The 23,144-nt window shown below is 61.9% G+C and carries 22 protein-coding genes and 1 pseudogene; 8 read left to right on the top strand and 15 right to left on the bottom strand.

All coding sequences use genetic code 11. The features are described 5' to 3' along the window. Window positions 1-192: 192 nt before the first annotated feature. Together BB029_RS34135 and BB029_RS34130 are read left to right on the top strand one after the other, a co-directional pair. Window positions 193-1,257: pseudogene (locus tag BB029_RS34135) on the top strand (methyl-accepting chemotaxis protein); the annotation flags it as partial. Continuing rightward, window positions 1,249-2,112 (top strand): methyl-accepting chemotaxis protein, encoded by an 864-nt coding sequence (locus tag BB029_RS34130; protein ID WP_371914613.1) that lies wholly within the window; start codon window positions 1,249-1,251, stop codon window positions 2,110-2,112. The pseudogene BB029_RS34135 and the gene BB029_RS34130, both read left to right, overlap by 9 nt. A 226-nt stretch (window positions 2,113-2,338) precedes the next feature. Here BB029_RS34130 and BB029_RS09335 read toward each other — a convergent pair whose 3' ends face one another. Genes BB029_RS09335 through BB029_RS09320 form a run of 4 tightly spaced genes read right to left on the bottom strand, consistent with a single transcriptional unit; the run spans window position 2,339 to window position 6,424 of the window. Then, window positions 2,339-2,707, bottom strand: coding sequence for a glyoxalase superfamily protein (locus BB029_RS09335; protein WP_065939002.1), 369 nt, complete (start codon window positions 2,705-2,707; stop codon window positions 2,339-2,341). A 29-nt stretch (window positions 2,708-2,736) separates the two neighbouring features. After that, window positions 2,737-4,200, bottom strand: coding sequence for an amidohydrolase family protein (locus tag BB029_RS09330; protein ID WP_065939001.1), 1,464 nt, complete (start codon window positions 4,198-4,200; stop codon window positions 2,737-2,739). 1 nt (window position 4,201) lies between these two features. Continuing rightward, the gene (locus BB029_RS09325) at window positions 4,202-5,062 is read right to left on the bottom strand and encodes a MurR/RpiR family transcriptional regulator (protein ID WP_065939000.1); all 861 of its coding nucleotides are present in this window, start codon (window positions 5,060-5,062) and stop codon (window positions 4,202-4,204) included. 12 nt (window positions 5,063-5,074) lie between these two features. Next, on the bottom strand, window positions 5,075-6,424 hold the full coding sequence (locus tag BB029_RS09320) for a gluconate:H+ symporter (RefSeq protein WP_256558172.1): 1,350 nt from the start codon (window positions 6,422-6,424) through the stop codon (window positions 5,075-5,077). A gap of 248 nt (window positions 6,425-6,672) precedes the next feature. Here BB029_RS09320 and BB029_RS09315 point away from each other — a divergent pair, with 248 nt between their 5' ends. Further along, the gene (locus BB029_RS09315) at window positions 6,673-7,053 is read left to right on the top strand and encodes a lysozyme inhibitor LprI family protein (RefSeq protein WP_065938998.1); all 381 of its coding nucleotides are present in this window, start codon (window positions 6,673-6,675) and stop codon (window positions 7,051-7,053) included. 2 nt (window positions 7,054-7,055) lie between these two features. On the opposite strand, the gene BB029_RS09310 is transcribed toward BB029_RS09315, so the two are convergent. From BB029_RS09310 to BB029_RS09290, 5 genes are all read right to left on the bottom strand, one after another. Further along, window positions 7,056-8,501, bottom strand: coding sequence for a SulP family inorganic anion transporter (locus tag BB029_RS09310; RefSeq protein WP_065938997.1), 1,446 nt, complete (start codon window positions 8,499-8,501; stop codon window positions 7,056-7,058). 239 nt (window positions 8,502-8,740) lie between these two features. Then, on the bottom strand, window positions 8,741-9,634 hold the full coding sequence (locus BB029_RS09305; RefSeq protein ID WP_065938996.1) for an NAD-dependent epimerase/dehydratase family protein: 894 nt from the start codon (window positions 9,632-9,634) through the stop codon (window positions 8,741-8,743). A 103-nt stretch (window positions 9,635-9,737) separates the two neighbouring features. Continuing rightward, window positions 9,738-10,634, bottom strand: coding sequence for a LysR family transcriptional regulator (locus tag BB029_RS09300; protein WP_065938995.1), 897 nt, complete (start codon window positions 10,632-10,634; stop codon window positions 9,738-9,740). A gap of 30 nt (window positions 10,635-10,664) precedes the next feature. Further along, the gene (locus BB029_RS09295; RefSeq protein ID WP_027607662.1) at window positions 10,665-11,255 is read right to left on the bottom strand and encodes an NAD(P)H-dependent oxidoreductase; all 591 of its coding nucleotides are present in this window, start codon (window positions 11,253-11,255) and stop codon (window positions 10,665-10,667) included. Window positions 11,256-11,373: 118 nt separating this feature from the next. Next, window positions 11,374-12,138, bottom strand: coding sequence for a sulfite exporter TauE/SafE family protein (locus BB029_RS09290; RefSeq protein ID WP_065938994.1), 765 nt, complete (start codon window positions 12,136-12,138; stop codon window positions 11,374-11,376). A 107-nt stretch (window positions 12,139-12,245) separates the two neighbouring features. Between BB029_RS09290 and BB029_RS09285 the strand changes: the two genes are divergently transcribed. Continuing rightward, complete coding sequence (locus BB029_RS09285; RefSeq protein WP_065938993.1) at window positions 12,246-13,142, top strand: LysR substrate-binding domain-containing protein; 897 nt, start codon at window positions 12,246-12,248, stop codon at window positions 13,140-13,142. Here BB029_RS09285 and BB029_RS09280 read toward each other — a convergent pair. Next, window positions 13,088-14,494 carry an amino acid permease gene (locus tag BB029_RS09280; protein ID WP_065938992.1) on the bottom strand — a complete coding sequence of 469 codons (1,407 nt, stop codon included), beginning with the start codon at window positions 14,492-14,494 and terminating at the stop codon, window positions 13,088-13,090. The genes BB029_RS09285 and BB029_RS09280 overlap by 55 nt on opposite strands. 82 nt (window positions 14,495-14,576) lie before the next feature. Then, complete coding sequence (gene kynU / locus BB029_RS09275) at window positions 14,577-15,827, bottom strand: kynureninase (protein WP_065938991.1); 1,251 nt, start codon at window positions 15,825-15,827, stop codon at window positions 14,577-14,579. Between the two features lie 144 nt (window positions 15,828-15,971). On the opposite strand from kynU, the gene BB029_RS09270 reads away from it, so the two are divergent. Further along, the gene (locus BB029_RS09270) at window positions 15,972-16,445 is read left to right on the top strand and encodes an Lrp/AsnC family transcriptional regulator (protein ID WP_003176072.1); all 474 of its coding nucleotides are present in this window, start codon (window positions 15,972-15,974) and stop codon (window positions 16,443-16,445) included. Window positions 16,446-16,525: 80 nt separating this feature from the next. On the opposite strand, the gene catA is transcribed toward BB029_RS09270, so the two are convergent. Genes catA through BB029_RS09255 form a run of 3 tightly spaced genes read right to left on the bottom strand, consistent with a single transcriptional unit; the run spans window position 16,526 to window position 18,927 of the window. Continuing rightward, entirely contained in the window at window positions 16,526-17,455 is a 930-nt protein-coding gene (gene catA, locus BB029_RS09265) for a catechol 1,2-dioxygenase (protein ID WP_065938990.1), read from the bottom strand. Window positions 17,456-17,496: 41 nt separating this feature from the next. Continuing rightward, window positions 17,497-17,787 (bottom strand): muconolactone Delta-isomerase, encoded by a 291-nt coding sequence (catC, locus tag BB029_RS09260; protein WP_027607668.1) that lies wholly within the window; start codon window positions 17,785-17,787, stop codon window positions 17,497-17,499. A gap of 12 nt (window positions 17,788-17,799) precedes the next feature. After that, on the bottom strand, window positions 17,800-18,927 hold the full coding sequence (locus tag BB029_RS09255; protein WP_065938989.1) for a muconate cycloisomerase family protein: 1,128 nt from the start codon (window positions 18,925-18,927) through the stop codon (window positions 17,800-17,802). A gap of 114 nt (window positions 18,928-19,041) precedes the next feature. On the opposite strand from BB029_RS09255, the gene BB029_RS09250 reads away from it, so the two are divergent. Further along, window positions 19,042-19,917, top strand: coding sequence for a LysR family transcriptional regulator (locus BB029_RS09250; RefSeq protein WP_065938988.1), 876 nt, complete (start codon window positions 19,042-19,044; stop codon window positions 19,915-19,917). A 30-nt stretch (window positions 19,918-19,947) separates the two neighbouring features. Here the strand turns inward: BB029_RS09250 and BB029_RS09245 are convergent, their stop codons facing one another. Beyond that, the gene (locus tag BB029_RS09245; RefSeq protein WP_065938987.1) at window positions 19,948-20,940 is read right to left on the bottom strand and encodes a helix-turn-helix domain-containing protein; all 993 of its coding nucleotides are present in this window, start codon (window positions 20,938-20,940) and stop codon (window positions 19,948-19,950) included. 312 nt (window positions 20,941-21,252) lie between these two features. Between BB029_RS09245 and antA the strand changes: the two genes are divergently transcribed. Together antA and antB are read left to right on the top strand one after the other, a co-directional pair. Next, complete coding sequence (gene antA / locus BB029_RS09240) at window positions 21,253-22,644, top strand: anthranilate 1,2-dioxygenase large subunit (protein ID WP_065938986.1); 1,392 nt, start codon at window positions 21,253-21,255, stop codon at window positions 22,642-22,644. Continuing rightward, the gene (gene antB, locus BB029_RS09235) at window positions 22,644-23,135 is read left to right on the top strand and encodes an anthranilate 1,2-dioxygenase small subunit (protein ID WP_065925950.1); all 492 of its coding nucleotides are present in this window, start codon (window positions 22,644-22,646) and stop codon (window positions 23,133-23,135) included. Before antA ends, antB begins: the two co-directional genes overlap by 1 nt. Window positions 23,136-23,144: the final 9 nt, after the last annotated feature.

Here is a 23,144-nt window from a genome sequence, read left to right as displayed (position 1 = left end):
AGACTAGCACACAAGACCTGCTGGTGATGAGCCCCCCACCGCGGCGCGGCACCGGGATCGCGACCCTTCGTCGCACGCGCAATAAAAGCGCTTCAGATTCAACCCTCCCCGCCGATACAGCGCTACACACTTTGGCTGGCTCAAACAACAACACCGTCCAGCAGACAAAAAATCACCTTCGCGGAGCATTCGATGAACAGCTGGTTCGGTAACATCAGCGTCAACCTCAAACTGGGCCTGGGCTTTGGCCTGGTACTGGTTCTCACCTCGATCCTGGCCTTCACCGGCTGGACCAGCCTGGGCAGCCTGATCGACCGCAGTAACTGGATGAGCGACATTACCCAGCTCAACGCGTCGCTGACCAAACTGCGCATCGTGCGCCTGCAATACATGTTGGCCAACGGTGATGAAGCCGTGGCGCAGAACGTGCAGACCAGCCTGGATGCCTTTGCTGCCCAGCAACAGAAACTCCTGGACAGCTTCAAGAGCCCGGAAAACGTCAAGCTGCTCAACGAGCAGAAAGCCATCATCACGGCTTATCAGCAATCCCTGAACAAAATGCGTGAGGCTTACCGTAACGGCAACGCTGCTCGCCAGGTCATGGGGGACAAGGCCGATATCGCCAACACCCAGATCGATGCGCTGGACACCAGCGTGCAGCAGATGCCCGACAGCCCGGAGCGCTTCACTCAGTTCCAGGCGGTGACCAACGCCAAGCAGGCGTTCCAGTTGGCCCGCTACGAAGTGCGTGGCTACACCAACAACGTCAACCCGGACACCGAAGCCCGCGCGGCGGCACAAATCGAGAAAGCCATCGGCGGCTTGAAAGGCCTCAGTGTCGCATTCGGCGCCAGCCAGCAAAGCGCGCTGAGCGCCCTGGAAACCGCCCTGGGCGCCTATCGCACAGCCGTTCAAAACTACAAGACGGCCAACGCCAACATCGTGGCTGCCCGTGCCGAAATGACCACCCAAGGCGCCGACATCGTCACCATCAGCGACAAGCTCTACGACATCCAGCTGGATCGTCGCGACGCCGAAAGCGCCCAGGCCCGTAGCCTGCAGTTGATCAGCACGCTGCTGGCACTGCTGGTCGGTATCATCGCGGCACTGGTGATCACCCGCCAGATCACCCGCCCACTGCAGGAAACCCTGGCCGTGGTTGAGCGCATCGCCTCCGGCGACCTGAGCCACAATATCCAGGTCACCCGTCGCGATGAGCTGGGCGTACTGCAACAAGGCATCCAGCGCATGGGCACCACCTTGCGTGAACTGATCAGCGGGATTCGCGACGGCGTGACCCAGATCGCCAGCGCCGCCGAAGAGTTGTCGGCCGTGACCGAGCAGACCAGCGCCGGTGTGAACAGCCAGAAGATCGAGACCGATCAGGTCGCCACGGCAATGCACGAAATGACCGCCACTGTGCAGGAAGTCGCACGCAACGCCGAGCAAGCCTCTCTGGCTGCCGCCGACGCTGACGGCCAGGCCCGCGCAGGCGATAAAGTGGTGGCCGAGGCCATCGCCCAGATCGAACGCCTGGCCGCCGAAGTGGAACGTTCCACCGATGCCATGGCGCACCTGCAACAAGAGAGCAACAAGATCGGCAGCGTGATGGACGTGATCAAGGCGGTGGCCGAACAGACCAACCTGCTCGCGCTCAACGCAGCGATCGAAGCGGCGCGTGCCGGTGAAGCCGGTCGCGGCTTTGCCGTGGTCGCCGACGAAGTGCGTGGCCTGGCCCAGCGCACGCAGAAATCCACCGAGGAAATCGAAGGCCTGGTCGCCGGTTTGCAGAACGGCACCCAGCAAGTCGCCAACGTGATGAACAACAGCCGCAGCCTCACCGACAGCAGTGTCGAACTGACGCGCAAGGCCGGTGTGTCCCTGGAAAATATCACCCGCACGGTGTCAAACATCCAGTCCATGAACCAGCAGATTGCCGCAGCCGCCGAGGAACAAAGCGCCGTGGCCGAAGAGATCAGCCGCAGCATCGTGAATGTGCGTGATGTGTCGGAACAGACCGCCACCGCCAGTAATGAGACCGCTAAATCCAGTGTGGAACTGGCGCGACTGGGTAGCCAGTTGCAGCAGATGGTCAGTCACTTCCGGGTGTAAAAACCGCTCTCACTGTGGCGAGGGAGCTTGCTCCCTCGCCACAGGCAAACCTGGACATACTCGGCCCTCCGTGAGTTGGGCCTTACCTCCAGCACACTTACCGGAACATGTGGGCCCTAGGATGCTGGTCATAGCTTCCGCTGAATATGCAACCCCAGCTACTAACCGGGATTGCAATAAAAAGCCGCCCTACTAAGGCGGTTTTTTATTGCCTGCGATTTACCTCTCAGCCCTCACCTTCCTCAACAAACACCACCCGATTCCCAAACGGATCCTTGATGCTCATCTCCCGCGATCCCCAAGGCGTTTGCTCAACCCCAGGCTTGGCGTAACGGTAATCCTTGCCCGCCAACTGCTGCTGATACGTGTCCACCCCTTGCGCCTGAATCCGCACCGCCGCGCCCGGCGAAGCATCGCCATGATGTTCGGACAGGTGCAGTACACAATCGCCCAGCGACACCTGCAGATAGAGTGGATAGTTCGCCTCAAAGCGATGCTGCCAATCGACCTTGAACCCCAGGAAGTCGACGTAGAACTCCAAGGCCTTGGCCTCATCGAAAATCCGCAGGATGGGGGTGACTTTTCCTAAGTGCATGGCAATCGCTCCGTGTATGAAAGCGCCCACTATAGAGTCGAAAACCCACCACGCAAATCCCCACTGCGCGCCAGGAATCGCCCCGGTCGCTGACCGTTCGCTTGGCCATCGCTGTAGCTCAATACGCCGTTGACCCACACGCCATCAATGCCTTGCGCTGCCCGCTGTGGCTCATTGAAATCCGCCACATCCCGCACCCGCAACGGGTCGAACAACACCAGGTCGGCCCAATGCCCTTCACGAATTTCACCACGCCCGGATAACCCAAAACGCGCTGCCGACAAGCCGGTCATCTTGTGCACGGCGGTGTGCAACGGGAACAACCCGACATCCCGGCTGAAATGTCCCAGCACCCGTGGAAACGCCCCCCACAAGCGTGGGTGTGGAAACGGGTCTTCGGGCAACCCATCAGACCCCACCATCGACAATGGATGCGCAAGGATGCGTCGCACATCCGCTTCATCCATCCCGTAGTACACCGCTCCCGCAGGCTGTAGACGACGAGCGGCATCCATCAACGAGACGTCCCATTCGCCGGCAATGTCCTGCAAGTCGCGCCCCCCCACTTCCGGGTGCGGCGTCGACCAGGTAATGGTGATGCGAAATGCGTCGGTCACCTGCTTGAGGTCCAGGGTCGAAGAACTGGCCGCGTAGGGATAACAATCACACCCCACCGGGTGGGTTTTCGCCGCCGACTCCAACGCCGCCAACAGCTGCGGACTACGCCCCCAGTTCCCCGCGCCCGCACATTTGAGGTGGGAAATGATCACCGGTACCTGTGCGTGCCGGCCGATCAGAAAAGCCTCGTCCATCGCCTCCAGCACCGGTTCGAATTCGCTGCGCAAATGGGTGGTGTACACCGCACCGAAGGCGGTGAGTACTTCACTCAGTTGCAGCACTTCATCGGTCTCGGCATTAAACGCGCTGGCGTAGGCCAGGCCTGTGGATAAACCGAGGGCACCGGCCTCGAGACTCTCGTGCAACTGCACACGCATGGCGGCGATTTCATCCGCTGTGGCGGTGCGATGCAGGTCGTCCATGTGGTTACTGCGCAGCGCCGTGTGGCCGATCAATGCCGCAACGTTGACCGCTGGATGAGCGCTTTCAACGGCGCTGCGATAGTCGCTGAACCGGGGATAAACAAACGCCGCAGCGCTGCCCAACAAGTTCATCGGGTCCGGCGGATCGCTGCGCAAACTCACTGGTGAGGCGCTGATGCCACAGTTGCCGACAATCACCGTGGTCACGCCCTGGCTGAGCTTGGGCAGCATCTGCGGCTGGCGGATGACCACCGTGTCGTCGTGGGTGTGGACATCGATAAAGCCCGGCGCCAGGACCCGGCCTGTCGCGTCGATTTCATGCGCGGCCACCGCCGTCGATAAGTCACCGATCGTCTCGATGCGCCCGTCACGCAGCCCCACATCGGCGACAAACCCTTCGGTGTTGCTGCCATCGATGATCAGCGCCTGGCGAATCAGCGTGTCGTACGTCATGTCAATCTCCAAGCGGCATGCGGTCAGGGCCGCCGCGATAATCGTCGAGGGCCAGCTTGATCCGGCGCAAGCGTTCCTGGTTGTCGTCGGGCAGGGCCAGCGCCAGTTCGGTGGCGAGCAGGTCGATGGCCAGCAGCATGCCGTAGCGCGCCGCCGTGGGTTTGTAGATAAAACTGGTTTCGGCCGGTTGCAGCGGCAGCAGCACATCCGCCAACTGCGCCAGGGGTGAGTCGGCCAGGGTGATGGCGACGATGCGCGCGTCGTAGTTGCGTGCCAGCGCCACCACATCGAGCAACTCAGGGGTGAGGCCCGTGAGCGAGCAGACAATCAGCACGTGTTCCGGCCCCAGGGTTGCAGCCGTGACGCGCATCATCACCGGGTCGTGGCTGGCGGCAATCGGGTAGCCCAGGCGAACCAGGCGCACCTGCAATTCATCGCTGCACAAGCTCGACGGCCCGCCCATGCCGAACGCGTGGATCATCCGCGCCTTGCCCAGCAGGTTGACCGCATCGACGAAACTCGCCTGGTTGAAACCCGACAAGTGCTGGCGCAGCGTCGCCTCGATATCGCCAAGAATCTGCCGATGAAACGCCGACTGCTCAGGCAACCCCGCCGGGTCCAGGAAGCGGCTGCCGACGCCGCTGGCCTGGGCCAGTTGCAGGCGCAGGTCGCGCAAATCCCGGCAACCGACACTGCGGGCAAACCGCGACAACGTCGCGGTACTGACCTCGGCCCGTTGGGACAGCTCTTCCAGGCTGGCCGAGGCGGCAAAGCCCACGTCCTCCAGCATCAGCCTGGCGATACGCCCTTCGCCGGCGCTGAAAGAATCCTGACGGGCGCGGATCTGGTAGAGGATGTCCATGAAGGCTCCGGGTTACAAAATACAGGACAGGCCGTAAGTCAGACCGAAGGCAACCACAGAGATCAGCGTCTCCAATACGGTCCAGGTCTTGAAGGTCTGGATCACCGTCATATTGAAGTATTCCTTGATCAGCCAGAAGCCGCCGTCGTTAACGTGGGAAAAGATCACCGAACCCGCGCCAGTGGCCAACACCAGCAATTCCGGGTGTGGATAACCCAGGCCCAGGGCGACCGGCGCAACCACGCCGGATGCGGTGGTCATGGCCACCGTGGCCGAACCTGTGACGATGCGCATCAGGGCCGCAAACAGCCACCCCATCACCAGCGGCGACAACTGAAACGCGTGGGCCAGGCCGAGGATCTCATGAGTGACGCCTGCATCCACGAGGATCCGGTTCAGGCCACCGCCCGCACCCACCAGCAAGGTGATGCTCGCAGTCGGCGCCAGGCATTCATTGGTGAACCTGAGGATCGACTCACGGTTGAAGCCCTGCGCCAGGCCCAGGGTCCAGAAACTCACCAGGGTCGCCACCAGCAGCGCAATCACCGAGTTGCCGATAAACAGCAGGAACTGGTTGAAGCCCGTACCTGGGGTGGAGATCACGTTGGCCCAACCGCCGATCATCATCAGCACCACCGGCAACAGGATGGTGCCCATGGTCAGTGTGAAGCTCGGCAAACGCTCACGGGGCTCGCGCTCGATGAACTGGCGTTCCAGTGGGTTTTCCGCCGGCAGGTGAATACGCGGCACGATGAATTTGGCGTACACCGGGCCGGCGATGATCGCCGTGGGTATACCGATGAGGATCGCATAGAGCACGGTCTGCCCCACCGACGCGTTATACGCCAGCACGGCCATCATCGCCGCCGGGTGTGGCGGCACCAACGCATGCACCACCGACAGGCCGGCAACCATCGGCAGGCCGACCATCAGGATCGACACCCCCACGCGCCGCGCCACGGTAAAGGCGATTGGCACCAGCAGCACAAAGCCCACTTCGAAAAACAGCGGCAGCCCCACCAGGAAGGCGATGCACACCATGGCCCAATGGGCATTCCGTTCGCCGAAACGGTTGATCAGGGTGCGCGCCACCTGCTCGGCGCCACCGGACTCGGCCATCATCTTGCCGAGCATGGTGCCCAGTGCCACGACCAGGGCGATATGCCCCAATGTTTTGCCGACGCCCGCCTCGTAGGAGCCCATGATGGTGTCCGCCGGCATCCCGGCCATCAGCGCCAGGCCGATGGACACCAGGGTGATGACGATAAACGGGTTGAGCCGGTAACGTGCGATCAGCACGATCAAAGCAATGATGGCGATGGCAGCGTATGCCAATAGCCCGAAGCCCGGTGATGCGGCCATGCGGTACTCCTCGGAAAGGGTCACGTCGAATTGGTTGTGAAACTCATAAATCATTACCGAGGAGCATTTTCAAATTTCATGAAAGTAACTTTCGCCCACAGATAAGCGCTGTCGCGTTGGGGTATGCCCAAGGGCCGTGCATGAAAATCCGGGGGGGTGTTCTTACATGAAGATCAGAGAAGGCTGGAAACTCAACGAATACCCTTGAGTCATAGAATGCACATCCACCGTTGCCAGGAAAATCGAGCATGATTCGTACGACACTCGCCGCCGGCGCCCTGCTTCTCGCCGTGTGCGGCACTGCCGCCGCCGCCGACAACCCGGCGCTGAAAAAATGCATGGACGGCGCCAACACCACTGCCGACATGGTCAGCTGCAACGTCAAGGAAACCAAGGTGCAGGACACGCGCCTGAACAAAGCCTACAAAACCGCCCTTGCCGCCCAGGAAGGCAACCGCAGGCAGCAACTGCAGGACCTGCAGCGCCTGTGGATCAAGTACCGTGACGCCAATTGTGCCTTCGCCGGCTCGGCTACCGGCGGCACCATCGACCAGGTCAACGGCACCGGCTGCGTGCTGGACATGACCCAGACCCGCGCCCAGGAACTGGAAGACCTGGTCGGGCCATAAAATCAGTCGTGATGCACCCTCGCACGCTTGAGCAGCTTCTTGCAGCGTTCGGACAAATGCAGCACGCGCAAATGCTTGCCGGCCTTGCTGTAGCGCTCGCGCAGGGTCATCAGCGCGGCAATTGCCGAGTAGTCGACAAAGCTCAGGTGACGGCAATCCAGCGTCACCTGGGCGGGGTCGTTGGCCGGGTCGAACTGGTTCAGGAACGGCGTCGTCGAGGCAAAGAACAGCGTGCCGTGCAGGCGATAGAGCTTGCTGCCATCCGCTTCCAGATGCTCATCGGCGTACAGCTCACGGGCCTGTTGCCAGGCAAAGTTCAGTGCTGCGATCACGATGCCGCACAGCACGGCGGTGGCCAGGTCGGTGAACACCGTGATCACCGTTACCGCGATAATCACCAGCACATCATTGAGCGGCACCTTGTTGATCACCCGCAGGGACGCCCAGGCGAAGGTCTGCTGGGACACCACGAACATCACCCCCACCAGCGCCGCCAGCGGGATCCGCTCGATCAGCGGTGACAGAAACAAAATAAACAGCAGGATCATCACCCCGGCGAACACCCCGGAGAAACGTCCGCGCCCGCCGGAGCTGAGGTTGATCACGGTTTGCCCGATCATCGCGCAACCGCCCATCCCGCCGAACAGGCCCGAGAGCATATTCGCCGCGCCCAGGGCCACGCTTTCGCGGTCGGGGTAGCCACGGGTCTCGGTGATTTCGTCGGTGAGGTTCAGGGTCAGCAGGGTTTCCAGCAGGCCGACCATGGCCATCAGGAACGCATAGGGGGCGATGATGCCGAGGGTTTCCAGGGTCCAGGGGATCTGCGGCAGCGCGAAGCTCGGCAGTCCGCCGGCGATGTGGGCCATGTCGCCGAGGGTACGGGTCGGCAGGCCAAGCAGGTACACGGCCAGGCCCACGCCAAGGATCGCCACCAGGGCCGGCGGCACCGCACGGGTGATGCGCGGCAGCAGGTAGACGATGGCCATGGTCACCAGCACCAGGCCGGTCATCACGTAAAACGGCGTACCGCTGAGCCAGCTTTCACCGTTCTTGAAATGTTCCAACTGGGCCAGGGCAATGATGATCGCCAGGCCGTTGACGAACCCCAGCATCACCGGGTGCGGCACCATGCGCACCAGCTTGCCCAGGCGCAACAGGCCGAACGCGACCATGATCAGCCCGCCCAGCAGCACCGTGGCCAGCAGGTAGTCCACGCCGTGCTGCACCACCAGCGCGACGATCACCACCGCCATCGAGCCTGCCGCCCCGGACACCATGCCGGGCCGGCCGCCGAACAAGGCGGTGAGGGTGCAAATGATAAAGGCGCCGTACAGCCCCATCAGCGGGTTGAGGTGAGCCACCAGGGCAAAGGCGATGCACTCGGGCAGCAGCGCGAAAGACGTGGTGAGGCCGGCCAGGGCATCGGCGCGCAGACGGGTGAGGTTCATGAGGTACCAGGGCATTGCGGGGGATAAGGCGGGGAATGGTACGGAATTGAGCGCGGTGGGGCCAGATTTTTAAGGCAAGCACACACCTTGTAGTGAGCGGGCTTGCCCCGCGTTGGGCTGCGAAGCAGCCCCAAAACCATTCACCGTATTTCTGCCTGAATGTATGCGATTACTAACAGGGGGCCGCTTCGCAGCCCGACGCGGGCAGGCCCGCTCGCCACAACTAAACGGCGGAAAACTTAGACCATCTCGTGTCTAATCCACTCCACCACCGACGTACGCTTCGGCGCCCAGCCCAGCAACTCGCGGGCATGCCTGCCGCGCACGCGGCTGTTGGAGCCCAGGCCATAGTTGGCCATTTCATAGCCCCACTCGGCCTCAGCGTCGGCCAATGGCCAATCCTGCGGCCGGCCCAGGTTCAGGGCTTGGGCAATCGCCGTGGTCATGTCGATAAACGAGGCCTCGCCGCTTTCCACAAAGTAGAACGTGCCCGGCACGTTGCGGGTCAGTGCCAGCAGGTACAGCGCCACCACGTCTTCAATGTGCACATTGGACCATATGTTCTGCCCGGAGCCTACATGGCGCACCACGCCGCTCTTGCGTGCCTGCTTGAGCAAGCGCGGCAGTTGCACGCTGTCGCGCTTCACACCCAGGCTGTGGCCGTAGATCAGGGTGTTGCAGATCACCGCTGAGTTCACGCCGTCTTTTGCGGCCGCCAGGATCAGGTTGTCGATGGCCACGCGGGCAGCCTTGTCGACGGTCGGCTCCGGCAGGCTGTCTTCGAAATAGAGGACATCGCTGGACTTACCGCCCGACGCATCCCCCACGATGCTCGAACCGCTGGTGTGCAGGAATGGCTTATTCGAGCCTTTCAGTGCGGCCAGCAGGGTTTCCACCGCGGCACGATGGTCGCTGCTCGCGGCATTGATCACTGCATCGGCTTTGTGCGCCTGCTCGGCCAACACAGCAGCATCGTCGAGGGTACCGATCACCGGGTGAATGCCCAGGGCGGTCATTTCAGCCGCTTGCTCGGCGCTGCGTACCAGGCCGGTAACCGTGTGACCGGCCTTGACCAGGCCAGTGGCGATGGAACCGCCGATAAAACCGGCTGCGCCGGTAATGAATACGTTCATGGAGAGTGCTCCTGACGGGGTAAGTGATGGGTCCATTGTTACGGACTCATCCCTGGCGAATAAGCCCGCACCGCCCAATTCACTCTTGCGTGAGGGTCACGAATCAGCACGCATACCGCGCCAGCTTGGCCTGGATAAAGTCCAGGAAGCACTGGATGCGCAGCGCCAATTGCGAGTTGCGGTAGAACACCGCGTGGATCGGTTGGCGATACCCGCTGTTGAACGCCTCCAGCACCGGCACCAAGCGCCCGGCATTGATGTCTTCGACGGTCATGAAGTTCGACAGGCAACAAATGCCCTGCCCTTCCAACGCCAACTGGCGCAGGGTTTCACCACTGGACGCGGCCACGCTGGGCTCGATCAGCCAGCGGTCACCTTCCACATGGCGCAGCGGCCAGTGGTTGAGGGTTTCGGTCTGGGTAAAGCCCAGCAGGGTATGGTCAGCCAACTCGGCGACCGTCGTCGGCGTGCCGTACTGCTTGAGGTAGTCGGGGCTGGCGAGGATATGCAGCGGCGTACAGCCCAGGGATCGCGCATGCAGGGTGGAGTCGGCCAGGGCACCGATGCGGATCGCAATATCGGTACTCTGTTCCAACAGGTCGATGATCAGGTCATCGCTGTTCAGCTCCAGCTGGATCTGCGGGTACAAACGGCGGAATTCGGCGATATAGGGCACGATCCCATGCAGCATGAACGGCACGGCGGCATTGATGCGCAGGCGCCCGGCGGGGTTTTTCTGGCGTGACGACAGGCGCTCCTCCAGCTCGTCCATCTGCGCCAGGATCAGCTTGGCCTGCTCGAAGAAGTACTTACCCTCCTCGGTCAGGTCCATGCGCCGCGTGGTGCGGTTGATCAGCGTGGTATCAAGCTTGGCTTCCAGGCGCGACAGAGTGCGGCTGACCGCCGACGGCGTCTGCCCGACCTGCTCCGCGGCGGCGGAAATCGAGCCGCACTCAATCACGCTGACGAAGATCTGTAGCTCATCGGATCGGGCTTTCACGGGCGGTCCTCGTTATCGGTGTACCGCAGCTTACACCGAGAGGTTGAACACCCGCGCCAGATGCTGTTCGTAGCGCGCCACATCCACCTCGATGGCCGGGCGTTTCATCACGTCCACGCACAGGAAGGTCGGCAGGCCGGTCATGCCGAGGAACTCGTTGGCTTTGTGGAACGGGAAGTACACCGCATCCACGCCCTTGGCTTCGAAGAAGTCGGTCGGGTCGTCGAAGGCTTGCTGCGGTGCATTCCAGGTCAGTGACAGCATGTAGTGCTTGCCCTGGACCAGGCCGCCGCTGCCGTATTTCTGCGAGGCGTCGGAACGGGTGCGACCATCGCTGGCATACAGGCTGCCGTGGCCTTCGGTGAAGACTTCGTCGATGTACTTCTTGACGATCCATGGCGCGCCCATCCACCAGCCTGGCATCTGGTAGATGATCACGTCGGCCCAGAGGAATTTGGCGACCTCTTCGGCCACGTCGTAGCCTTCGTCGATATGGGTGACCTTGACGTCGATACCGCCTCGGTCCAACACCGCCAAGGCGGTGTCATGCAGGGTGGCGTTATAGCGGCCGTCGGAGTGGGCGAACTTTTTACCGCCGTTGAGCAGGAGTACTTTTTTCATGGGAGGCATCCAGAAGGTTGAAAATGTCTGGACGCAGACTATCCACCTCGGCCCTTCGGAATAAGCGGCCACCGGGCAAAATACCTTTGACCACAAGGCACGAATGGATCTCTAATTGTTAACCGCCGATCAGCAAATGCCCGCCCAGCAGTGCCATGCCGATAAAAAATACCCGCTTGAACAGCACCGCACTGATGCGCTGGCGCACCACCTGGCCCAGCCACATGCCCAGCAGCGCCGGCACCAAGGCCAGCAACGAGGCGTTGATTGCGCCAGCGCCCAACGTGCCGCGCCAGGCTAGACCGGCGGCCAGGGCCAGGGTCGATACCGTGAACGACAACCCCAACGCCTGCACCAGTTGATCGCGGTTCAATCCCAGCGCCTGCAGGTACGGCACGGCAGGAATCACAAACACACCGGTGGCCGAAGTAATGATGCCGGTGACCAGCCCGCACACCGGGCCCAGCCAACGCTCGGTCCGGGCCTTGACCTTGAACGTGGGCAGGAACAGTCCGCTCAGTGCATACACCAGCAACGCCGCGCCCAGTGCGCGCACCACCCATTGCCCGCCGTCCATCCCCAGCCACACCGTGCCCAGCCCGGTGCCGAGGAAAATCAGCAGCAACATCGGCCATAGCCGCCGGAGCAACGCACTCAGGTGCCCGCCGAATGCCAATTGCCACAGGTTGGTGACGGTCGAAGGGATGATCAGCAATGCGGCAGCCTGCGCCGGTAACATAGCCAGGCCGAGCATGCCCATGGCGACAGTGGGCAGGCCCAGGCCGATAACCCCCTTGACCGTACCGGCCAGCAGGAAGGTGCCGATCACCAGCAAGGTAAGGGCGGGGCCGAGGTTCTGGTAAAACGCTAGGAAGGTATTCATGGGCAGAGTGTGCGACTTTTCGATGCGCTCTAAAATTCGCCATATACTGAGGCAGCCTCTTGTTTTGCGTGAGCCTGAGGCCAATCCAGTTACCCGAGCCATCAGCCATGCACTTTGACCTGATCGACCTGCGCCTCTACCTGCACACCCTCGACACCGGCAACATCACCGCCGGCGCGGCCCGCAGCCATTTATCCCTGGCCGCCGCCAGTGCCCGCATCCGGGCGATGGAGGCGTCGTTGGGCATCGAGTTTCTCCAGCGTGGACGTCGCGGCGTCACCCCCACACCGGCAGGCAAGGCCCTGGCCCGTCACGCCCGCCTGTTGTTGCAACAGGCCGAGCACCTGCAACAGGACCTGGCGGAATACGCCAACGGCGTCAAAGGCCAGGTGCGCCTGCTGTGCAACACCACTGCGCTCAGCGAATATCTGCCGGAACTGCTTGCGGACTTTCTGCGCGAACACCCCAACCTCGATATCGACCTGCAGGAATTGCCCAGCCTGCGCATCACCCAGGCCTTGCGCCAGGGCACGGCGGAGTTGGGGATCATCTCCGACGCCGTGGACACCCACGGCTTGCAGACCTTGCCCTTTCGCGACGACCCGCTGGCGCTGATCATGCCGCACGACCATCCCCTGGCGGGCGGCACGGTGAGCTTTGTCGACAGCCTGCAATACGACTACGTGGGTCTGGCCGCCGCCAGCGCACTCGCGGTGTACCTGGAAGAACAGGCACTGCACGCGGGCTTTCGTGTGCAGACGCGTATCCGCGCCGACGGTTTTGACGGGCTGATTCGCATGGTGGCCCGCGGCGCCGGCCTGGGCATCGTGCCCCTGGCGGCGTTGGCGCGCTGGCCAGCGCCGCGCCGCTTCATCGCCCAACCGTTGCAGGAAGAGTGGGCTTGCCGAACGCTGCTGTTATGCGCGCGTTCGTTCGAACAATTGCCGGGTTACGCCAGGGCCTTGTTCGATGCCTTGGCCCTGCCCTTGCGGAAAACCCCGTAATACACCGCCGACAGGATCAGCAGGAACGGCACGCCAAATACCAGGGTCATCTTGAACGCTTCGGTGAAGTACGTGGTGATCATCACCGCGCCCATCAGCACCAGCCCCAATAACGTGCTGTAGGGAAACAGGCGCAACTGGAACGACAGCTTCGCGCCGCCATGACGCCTGCGATAGCGCCGGAAGAACAGGTGCGTGAGGAAGATCATGAACCAGGTGAAGATCGCGCCAAACATCGAGATCGCCATCATCAGGGTGAACGAACTTTCCGGGTACACCAGGTTCAACAGCGTCGCCAGGGCGATGCCCGAGCTGGACAACAGCAAGGCATTCAGCGGAATGCCGCTCTTGCTCAAGGCCCCCATGGACCTGGGCGCAAAGCCGGCGCGGGACAGGCTGAACATCATGCGCGTGGTGATGTAGAGCTGGCTGTTCATCGCCGACAAGGCCGCGATCAGGATCACGAAATTCATCACCCCGGTGGCGCCGGGAATGCCGATGGTCTGCATCACCGTGACGAACGGGCTCTGGGCCTGGCCGGCCTGGTTCCACGGCACGATGGCGAGCATCAGCGCCAGGGTCAGCAGGTAAAACACCACCAGCCGCACGATGGTCGCGCGAAAGGCTTTCTTCACGGCCTGCTCCGGGTCCGCCGCTTCACCGGCGGCCACGGCGATCATCTCGACGCTCAAGTAGCTGAAGATCGACACGATCACGGCGATCCACATGCCGCTCACGCCATGGGGGAAAAACCCGTCGTGGGCCGTGTAGTTCTGCACCCCGTATTGCGGGTTGCCGGAGCCGAACACCACGTACACCGCGAGGATGATGAAGCCGACGATGGCGCTGATCTTGATCGTCGAAAACCAGTATTCGAAGTTGCCGAAAGTCTTGACGCTGATGGCGTTGAGCAGGATCAACACGCTGGAAAACGACACGATCCACACCCATTCCGGTACGTGGGCGAACCAGTATTTCATGTACATCGCCACCGCCGTGACCTCGGCCCCCACCGCCAGCACAATCGCCGCCCAGTAGGCATAACGCACCAGGAACCCGGCCAGCGGGCTGATGTAGAACTCGGCATAGGCGCCGAAAGAGCCCGAGGTGGAATGGGCCACCGTCATCTCGGCCAGGCAGCCCATCAGCAGCAAGGTGATCAACGCGCCGATCGCGTAGCTCACCAGCACGCTGGGCCCGGCGTAGCCGATGGCATAGGCGCTGCCCATGAACAGCCCGGTGCCGATGGCGCCACCGATGGCGATCATGCTCATCTGGCCGGAAGTGAGCTGGCGCCTCAGGCCCAGTTCGCGGTGGGTGATCTCGGCAAAGCCGTTGTCTGGCGTGGTCACGTGGTGTGCCCCTTTATTATTGTGGTTGTACTGTCTAACCGTTGTCACAGATCCCCCTCCCACATTTTGATCTGCATTATCTTCAGGTGACGCTGTGGCGCACTTTGAATTGCGGCTGGTCCCAGGTGTTGTTATCGAGAATCTCACCGAGGATTTCCACCGCATCCCACACCTCGGTAAAGCTGGTGTACAGCGGCGTAAACCCAAAACGCATGATGCGCGGCTCGCGGTAATCACCGATCACGCCACGTGCTATCAGGGCCTGGATCACCGCATAGCCTTCCGGGTGTTCGAAGCTCACATGGCTGCCACGCCGGGCGTGCTCGCGCGGAGTGATCAGCACAAGGTTGTGGGCGGCGCAGCGGCTTTCGACCAACTCGATAAACAGGTCGGTCAGCGCCAGGGATTTGCTGCGCAGGCGGGCCATGTCGGTCTGTTCGAAAATCTCCAGGCCGCATTCCACCATCGCCAGCGACGTGATCGGCTGGGTGCCGCACAGGTAGCGGGCGATGCCGGCGCTCGGCGCATAGCTGGATTCCATGGCGAACTGCCGGGTATGCCCGAACCAGCCCGACAGCGGCTGGTGCACCAGGTCCACCAACGCCGGGTTGACCCACACGAACGCCTGGGAACCGGGGCCGCCGTTGAGGTATTTGTAAGTGCAGCCAATTGCATAGTCAGCACCGGCCCCGTGCAGGTCGATGGGCACCGCGCCGGCCGAATGCGCCAGGTCCCAGATGCTCAGCGCGCCGCATTCATGGCTCAAGGCGGTGAGCGCCTGCATGTCGTACATGTAGCCGGTCTTGTAGTTGACGTGGGTGAGCATCACCACCGCCACATCGCCGTCGATGGCTCGGGGCAGTTCATCCGGGTTGTTGACCAGGCGCAGGGAATAGCCCTGTTGCAGCAACTCGGCGAGGCCCTGGGCGATGTACAAATCGGTGGGGAAGTTGTTCGCTTCGCTGACGATCACCTTGCGCGCCGGCTCACGTTGGCGCTGCACGCTCAAGGCGGCGCTGAGCACCTTGAACAGGTTGATCGAGGTAGTGTCGGTGATCACCACCTCTGCGTCCCGCGCCCCGATCAGCGGCGCCAGGCGGTTGCCCAGGCGCTGGGACAAGTCGGCCCAGCCGGCGCTGTTCCAACTGCGGATCAAGCCATTGCCCCACTCTTGCTCGATGACCGCCTGCGCCCGCTCCAGCGCCGCCACCGGACGCGCACCGAGGGAGTTGCCGTCCAGGTAGATAACGTCCTGCGGCAAGGCGAACTGCTGACGTAGCGACGCCAGCGGGTCCTGGGTGTCAAGGGCTTGGCAATGGCTGCGAGGGGTCATGGGCTGTCCTGGTTTTTGTCAGTGAGGATGCAGCAAATAATGAACGAAGATTTAAAGAATTTTCGTGCAAAGTGGTGGGCAACAGGCTAATTAAGCTGTAGGAAATTCGAATTTAACCCCTAAATACGCGGATTTATTCTAACCATGATCCTTGACGCCACCGACCTGCGCCTCCTGCATTTCCTGCAACAGGATGGCCGTATCAGCAACCAGGAACTGGCGGAAAAAGTCGCGTTGTCGCCCTCTGCCTGCCTGCGTCGTCTACGCCTGCTGGAGAGCGAAGGGATTATCAGCGGCTACCGTGCGGTGTTGAATGCCGAGCAGTTGGGGATTGAACTGGAGGCCATCGTCCACCTGTCATTGCGCCAGGATGTGGAGGATTGGCATGAGACGTTTATCAAGAAGGTGCAAGGCTGGCCGGAAGTGGCCAGCGCCTACGTGATCACCGGCGCCAGCAACTATGTGCTGCGGGTGCAGGCACGCAACCTCAAGCACTTTTCGGACTTTATCGTGAACCACCTGAACCGCACGGCGGGGGTGATGGATATCCGCTCGGAGATTGTGCTGCAGAAGATCAAGGATCGGGATGAGGTGCTTGATCTGGTTGTACGCAAATAGTCAGCCACGACACCAATCAAATGTGGGAGGGGCGGTGCGACGATTCGACTTGCCCCCTCCCACATTTTTGACCGTGTTGATCAATCCTCCAACGCACGAACCCGCTGCATGCGTCTTTGCTCTACCGGCGCTGCCGCGGTCTGCAACTCAAAGTCAAAATCAATCTGCGCAAACCGCCCCTCCACGCCAAACTCCCGCGCCAGTTGCTGATCGTCACTGAAGCGAATCTCGGCAATCAACTCATCCCGCGTCGCGTAGGCAAAATCATCATGCAGGTACGGGTCATCCGACAGGTTGATCTGCGTGGTCAGGTGCCGATACCCCGGCGCCGAGATGAAGAAGTGGATATGCGCCGGCCGCTGTCCGTGGCGCCCCAGTTGATCGAGCAACTGCTGGGTCGGCCCGGTCGGCGGGCAGCCGTAGCCCGACGGCACGATGCTGCGAAAGCGGTAGTTGCCCTGGGCGTCGGTCTCGATACGCCGACGCAGGTTGAATTCGGATTGCGTCGGGTCGAACCACGAATAGGTGCCACCGGTATTGGCCTGCCACACATCGACAATCGCCCCGGCCAACGGCTTGCCGTCGGTGTCGCGCACTTGCCCGCGCATAAACAGCGGCACCGCCTCGTCCTTGCCATCGTCCAGCCGTGCCTCGTACTTCGACAGCGGCGCGCCGGCCACATACAGCGGGCCTTCGATGGTGCGCGGGGTACCACCGGACGTGCCGGCTTCCTCGTCGGCGGCGTCCATCAGCATATCCAGGTAATGCTCCAGGCCGAGCCCGGCGGCGAGCAGTCCGGCCTCCTGGTGCTTGCCCAGTTCGTTGAGGTAGTTGACCGCCTTCCAGAACTCTTCCGGGGTCACGTCCAGGTCTTCGATGATGTTTACCGTATCGCGCAGGATGCGGTAGATCAGCGCCTTGGTGCGCGGGTTGCCGCCGTCAGTGAGGTTGCCGCTGGCTTCTTCGAGAAACCGTTGGGCCTGGGCAGTCTGGGACAGTCGGATGGACATGGTGCGTTCCTCATCTTGTAGTTATCAGGGTGAAAACCGGCCTAGCGGTCGTCTTCATGGATCGACGAAGGGTGCCGGCACAAGGCATTCACTTCGATGGCCATGTAGGGGTAAAGCGGCAGTTGCATCAGCAGGTCATGCAGCTCTTGCACGCTGTCGACGTCGAACACGCTGTAGTTGGCGTAGAGCCCGGCGATGCGCCATAAGTGGCGCCATTTGCCCTGGTGCTGCAGACGCTGGGCAAAGGCCTTTTCATCGGCCTTGAGGCTGGCGGCGCGCTCGGGGTGCATGTCGACGGGCAGGTTCACGGTCATTTTTACGTGGAACAACATGGGCGGCGCCTCTTAGTGTTTGTCACGACGGAAGAACGCCAGGCGCTCCTCATCGATGGCCAGGCCCAGGCCCGGCAAGTGGGAGACATGCAGCTGGAAATCGCGGTACAGCGGCGGCTCGGCAAGAATGTCTTCGGTCAGCAACAGCGGGCCGAACAACTCAGTGCCCCATGCCAGCCTGTTCAGGGTGAGGAAGGCATGCGCCGACGCCAGGGTGCCGATCCCCCCTTCCAGCATGGTGCCGCCGTACAGGCCGATACCGGCGGCTTCGGCAATCGCGGCGGTGCGCAATACCGCACGGGGGCCGCCGTTCTTGGCGATCTTCAGGGCGAACACCGAGGCCGCGCCTTCACGGGCCAGGTTGAAGGCATCTTCGACACACTCGATGGATTCGTCGGCCATGATCGGCGCCGGGCTCGACAGGTTGAGCCGGGCCATGCCGCCACGGTTGTTACGCGAGATCGGCTGTTCGATCAGCTCGATGCCGTGGTCGCCAAGCACCTTGCACGCCCGCAGGGCCACGGCTTCGTCCCAGGCCTGGTTGACGTCGACGCGCACGCTGGCACGTTCGCCCAGGGCCTGTTTGATCGCGATGACATGGGCCAGGTCCTCGCCCACTTCACCGGCACCGATCTTCAATTTGAAGATGCGGTGGCGGCGCAGGTCGAGCATCTTTTCGGCCTCGGCAATGTCCTGGGCGGTATTGCCGCTGGCGAGGGTCCAGGCCACCGGCAGTGCCTCGCGCACACGCCCACCGAGCAGTTCGCTGACCGGCAGGTTCAGGCGCTTGCCGAGGGCGTCGAGCAAGGCGCTTTCGATACCGGATTTGGCAAAGGTGTTGCCGCGAATGCTGCGTTCCAGGCGCAACATGGCCGCGTTGATATTGCTGGCGTCCTGGCCGATCAGCAGTGGGGCGAAGTGACGGTCGATGTTGACCTTGATGCTCTCGGGGCTCTCGTTGCCGTAGCTCAGGCCGCCGATGGTGGTGGATTCACCGATGCCTTCGATGCCGTCGGCGCAGCGCACGCGGATGATCACCAGGGTCTGGTTTTGCAGGGTGTGCATCGCCAGCTTGTGCAGGCGAAGGGTGGGAAGGTCGACGATAATGGTCTCGATCGACTCGATGGCGCAAATCGGCATGGCAATACCCGCTGGGTTCTTTATAGATTTACGTCGATTCTGTGCCGCATTTTTCCTGGCTTCCAATATAGAATTGGTCTCGATCAATACCCTTGAGGTATGAAAGGAGCCGTTATGGAACTGCGTCATCTGCGCTACTTCCAGGTGCTGGGGCAGACCCTCAACTTCACCCGTGCGGCCGAACGCCTGCACATCGCCCAGCCGCCGTTGAGCCGGCAGATCCAGCAATTGGAAGAGGAATTGGGCGTGATTCTGCTGGAGCGTGGCCGACCGCTGCGGCTGACCGAAGCAGGGCGGTTTTTCTATGAGCACGCCAATGTGTTGCTCGAACAATTGGCCAAGGTCTGCGACAACACCCGCCGCATCGGCCAGGGCGAGAAGACCTGGCTGGGCATCGGCTTTGCGCCGTCGACCTTGTATGGCGTGCTGCCGGAATTGATTCGGCGGCTGCGCAGCCATGAGGCGTTGGAGCTGGAACTGGGGTTGTCGGAAATGACCACCTTGCAGCAGGTCGAGGCGCTCAAGGCCGGGCGTATCGACGTGGGCTTCGGGCGCATTCGCATCGACGACCCGGCCATCGTCCAGCGCGTGCTGGTGGAGGATCGGTTGGTGGCCGTGCTGCCCGCCGGCCACCCTTTGCTGGCCGCCCCCGCGACCCTCGCCCAACTGGCCGCCGAGCCGTTTGTGCTCTACCCCGGCAACCCGCGCCCCAGCTATGCCGACCATGTGATCGCACTGTTCGACGCCCACGGCCTGAGCCTCAAGGTGGCGCAGTGGACCAACGAATTGCAGACCGCCATCGGCCTGGTCGGTGCGGGCATGGGCGTGACACTGGTGCCAGCGTCGGTGCAGGTGCTGCATCGCGCGGATATCGGCTACACGCCGGTTGTGGAAGCGACGGCGACCTCGCCGATCATTCTCAGCCGACGGGTGAATGATCAGTCGCCGGGGCTTAGTCATTGCCTACAGTTGGTTGAAGAACTGATCTGAAACCCTCCCACATGTTGATCTTCATCAGGTTCAAGTACTGCGCATACGCATGCGTTGCAACGTCTGGCTGGGGGATTCATCGAACAGTTTCCGATACTCCGCCGAGAACCGCCCCAGGTGGGTAAAGCCCCAGCCGAAGGCGATCTCGGAGATGGTGCGGATCGATCCATGCTCGAGGATTTCCTGGCGCACCGCACTCAGCCGGTGCTTCTTCAGGTAGGCCATGGGCGACAGGGCAAAGTACTTGCGAAACGCATCGAACAGCTTGAACCGCGACACCCCGGCAGCGGTTTCCAGGTCTTCCAGGTGCAGCGCCTCGCGGGCGTTGTCGTGAATGTACTGGCGCGCACGGATCAGGTAATGGGGCAGTTTCACCCCCAATACGTCGCGCAGTTCTTCCGAGTAATTGTTCGGCTGGGCGAGGATCAGGCCCTTGATCAATGAGCTTTCCAGGTCACGGGTGAACGCCGCCTGTTCATACAATTCGCTACGGCACTCCAGCTCCGCGATGAAGTAGCGCGCCATGCGCCACCACGACGCCGACGCCCCCTCCACCGCATCCATCACCGGTTCAAATTGCAGCGGCGCCTCGATCGGCCGTTGCAGCAAGCCCTCCAGCGACTCGCTCATCGCCGCCCGCGTGATCACCACCTGCAACTTGCGACAGTCACCGGATATGGCCAGCACCTGGTGCTCATTGGGCGCGATGATCACGCCCTGGTCGCGGTTGGAACTCAGGCGTTGGCCGTTCTTGCTCAGCTCCTGCTCCCCCACCAACGGCAGCGTGAGACTGTAGCTGCTGAAGTGCTCGGCGTCTTCGATATCGATGGTCACGTCGGTGCCGTACTCGATCACCCCCAGGGTGGTGGCCCGGGACTTGAACACGTTGGCACTGTGATGAAAGCGCAGGCGCTCGGGCGTGGCCGTCACCAGGCGGTGCGGTCCGCAAATGCCGGACATCCAGCTGCGGGCGCCTTCGAGGTCGAAGCGTTGGACATGGATATCGCGTGTAGGACTATTCATCAGTGTGCACCCACGGCGGTCAGGCGGTTGCGCGCTCTGGCGGCGCGTCGTTGTGGTTCCACAGCAAGTTCTACGCCACGCCGACCCGATTGCAACCGGGTGGATAGCAACGGCCGACTATGTGGATAAACCACAAGTTTTGCCGCCCCTGGCCGCACCGGACAGTGGCGCGTTGCGTCACCGCCCCGCACCGCCGTGGGTATTTGCTGCCCAACTTTGCGGCCCACCTTCCCCCATTAAGCGGATAGCCCGCCACCTTGTCGCAGCCTCTTAATGGCTCACCTGTTCAGCCATTATCAAAAGGTGCCCCCCATGAGTGGTGCAAGAAGCGTCGAGCAATGGAAAAGCTTTATCGAGAGCTGCCTGGATTTTCGCCCGACAGACGCCGTGTTCCGCATCGCCCGCGACATGTTCACCGAGCCGGAACTGTTCGATCTTGAGATGGAGTTGATCTTCGAGAAGAACTGGATCTACGCCTGCCATGAAAGCGAACTGGCCAATCATCATGACTTCGTGACGATGCGCGCCGGGCGCCAACCGATGATCATCACCCGTGATGGCGAGGGCCGGCTCAATGCGCTGGTCAACGCCTGCCAGCATCGCGGCACCACCCTCACCCGGGTCGGCAAAGGCAACCAGTCCACCTTCACCTGTCCGTTCCACGCCTGGTGCTACAAGAGCGATGGCCGGCTGGTGAAGGTCAAGGCGCCGGGGGAATATCCGGAAAGTTTCGACAAGGCGACACGCGGCCTGAAAAAGGCCCGCATCGAGAGCTACAAGGGTTTTGTCTTCATCAGCCTGGACGTGAATGGCCGTGACAGCCTGGACGACTTCCTCGGCGATGCCAAAGTGTTCTTCGACATGATGGTCGCGCAGTCGGCCACCGGTGAGTTGGAGGTACTGCCGGGCAAGTCGGCCTACACCTACGACGGCAACTGGAAACTGCAAAACGAAAACGGCCTGGACGGGTATCACGTCAGCACCGTGCACTACAACTACGTGGCCACGGTGCAGCATCGCCAGCAGGTGAATACCGAGAACGGCAGCGGGTCCGCCAGCACCCTGGACTACAGCAAGCTCGGCGCCGGCGACGCCAACACCGATGACGGCTGGTTCGCCTTCAACAATGGCCACAGCGTGCTGTTCAGCGACATGCCCAACCCCAGCGTGCGCTCCGGCTACGCCACCATCATGCCGCGCCTGGTACAAGAGCACGGCCAGCAGAAGGCCGAGTGGATGATGCACCGCCTGCGCAACCTGAATATCTACCCGAGCCTGTTCTTCCTCGACCAGATCAGCTCGCAGCTGCGCATCATCCGTCCGGTGGCGTGGAACAAGACCGAGATCATCAGCCAGTGCCTGGGGGTGAAAGGCGAATCCGACGCCGACCGCGAAAACCGTATTCGCCAGTTCGAAGACTTCTTCAACGTCTCGGGCATGGGCACTCCGGACGACCTGGTGGAGTTCCGCGAAGCCCAACGTGGTTTCCAGGGCCGCCTGGAACGCTGGAGCGATATTTCACGCGGCAGCCATCGCTGGGAGACCGGCCCCACGCCGAACAGCGAAGCCATCGGCATCTCGCCGGCCATGACCGGCACCGAATTCACCCATGAAGGCCTGTACGTCAACCAGCACCGCAACTGGCAGCAGTTCCTGCTCAAGGGCCTGGATCAACAAGCGCTGACACTGCGGGAGGTGGAATGATGAATGCGCCATTGCAGTATCGGATCGAGCAGTTTTTCTACCTTAAGTCCGAGCTGTGCGACGCCCAGGACTGGGACGCCTACGTGCAGTTGTTCGACCCCCAGAGCGAATTCCACCTGCCGCAATGGGACTCGGAGCACGTCTACACCCGCGACCCCAAGCGCGAGATGTCGCTGATCTACTACGCCAATCGTTCGGGCCTGGAAGACCGCGTGTTTCGCCTGCGCACCGGCAAGGCGGCATCCGCTACACCGATGCCGCGCACCTTGCACCTGATCAACAACGTACGCATTGCCGAGCAGGCGGACGGCACGCTGGAGGTCCGGTTGAACTGGCACACGCTGTTCTATCGGCTGGCCACATCGGAGCAGTTCTACGGGCATGCCACCTATCGCCTCAAGCCCCATGGCGACAGTTGGCTGATCACTCGCAAGCATGCGCTGCTGCTTAACGACACCATCAATTCGGTGCTGGATTTCTATCACCTTTGAAGCACATCA

The sequence above is a fragment of the Pseudomonas sp. S3E12 genome, assembly GCF_001702295.1.
In the GTDB taxonomy this organism is placed as follows: Bacteria; Pseudomonadota; Gammaproteobacteria; order Pseudomonadales; family Pseudomonadaceae; genus Aquipseudomonas; species Aquipseudomonas marginalis.
This window is presented reverse-complemented; position numbering and strand designations above follow the sequence as displayed.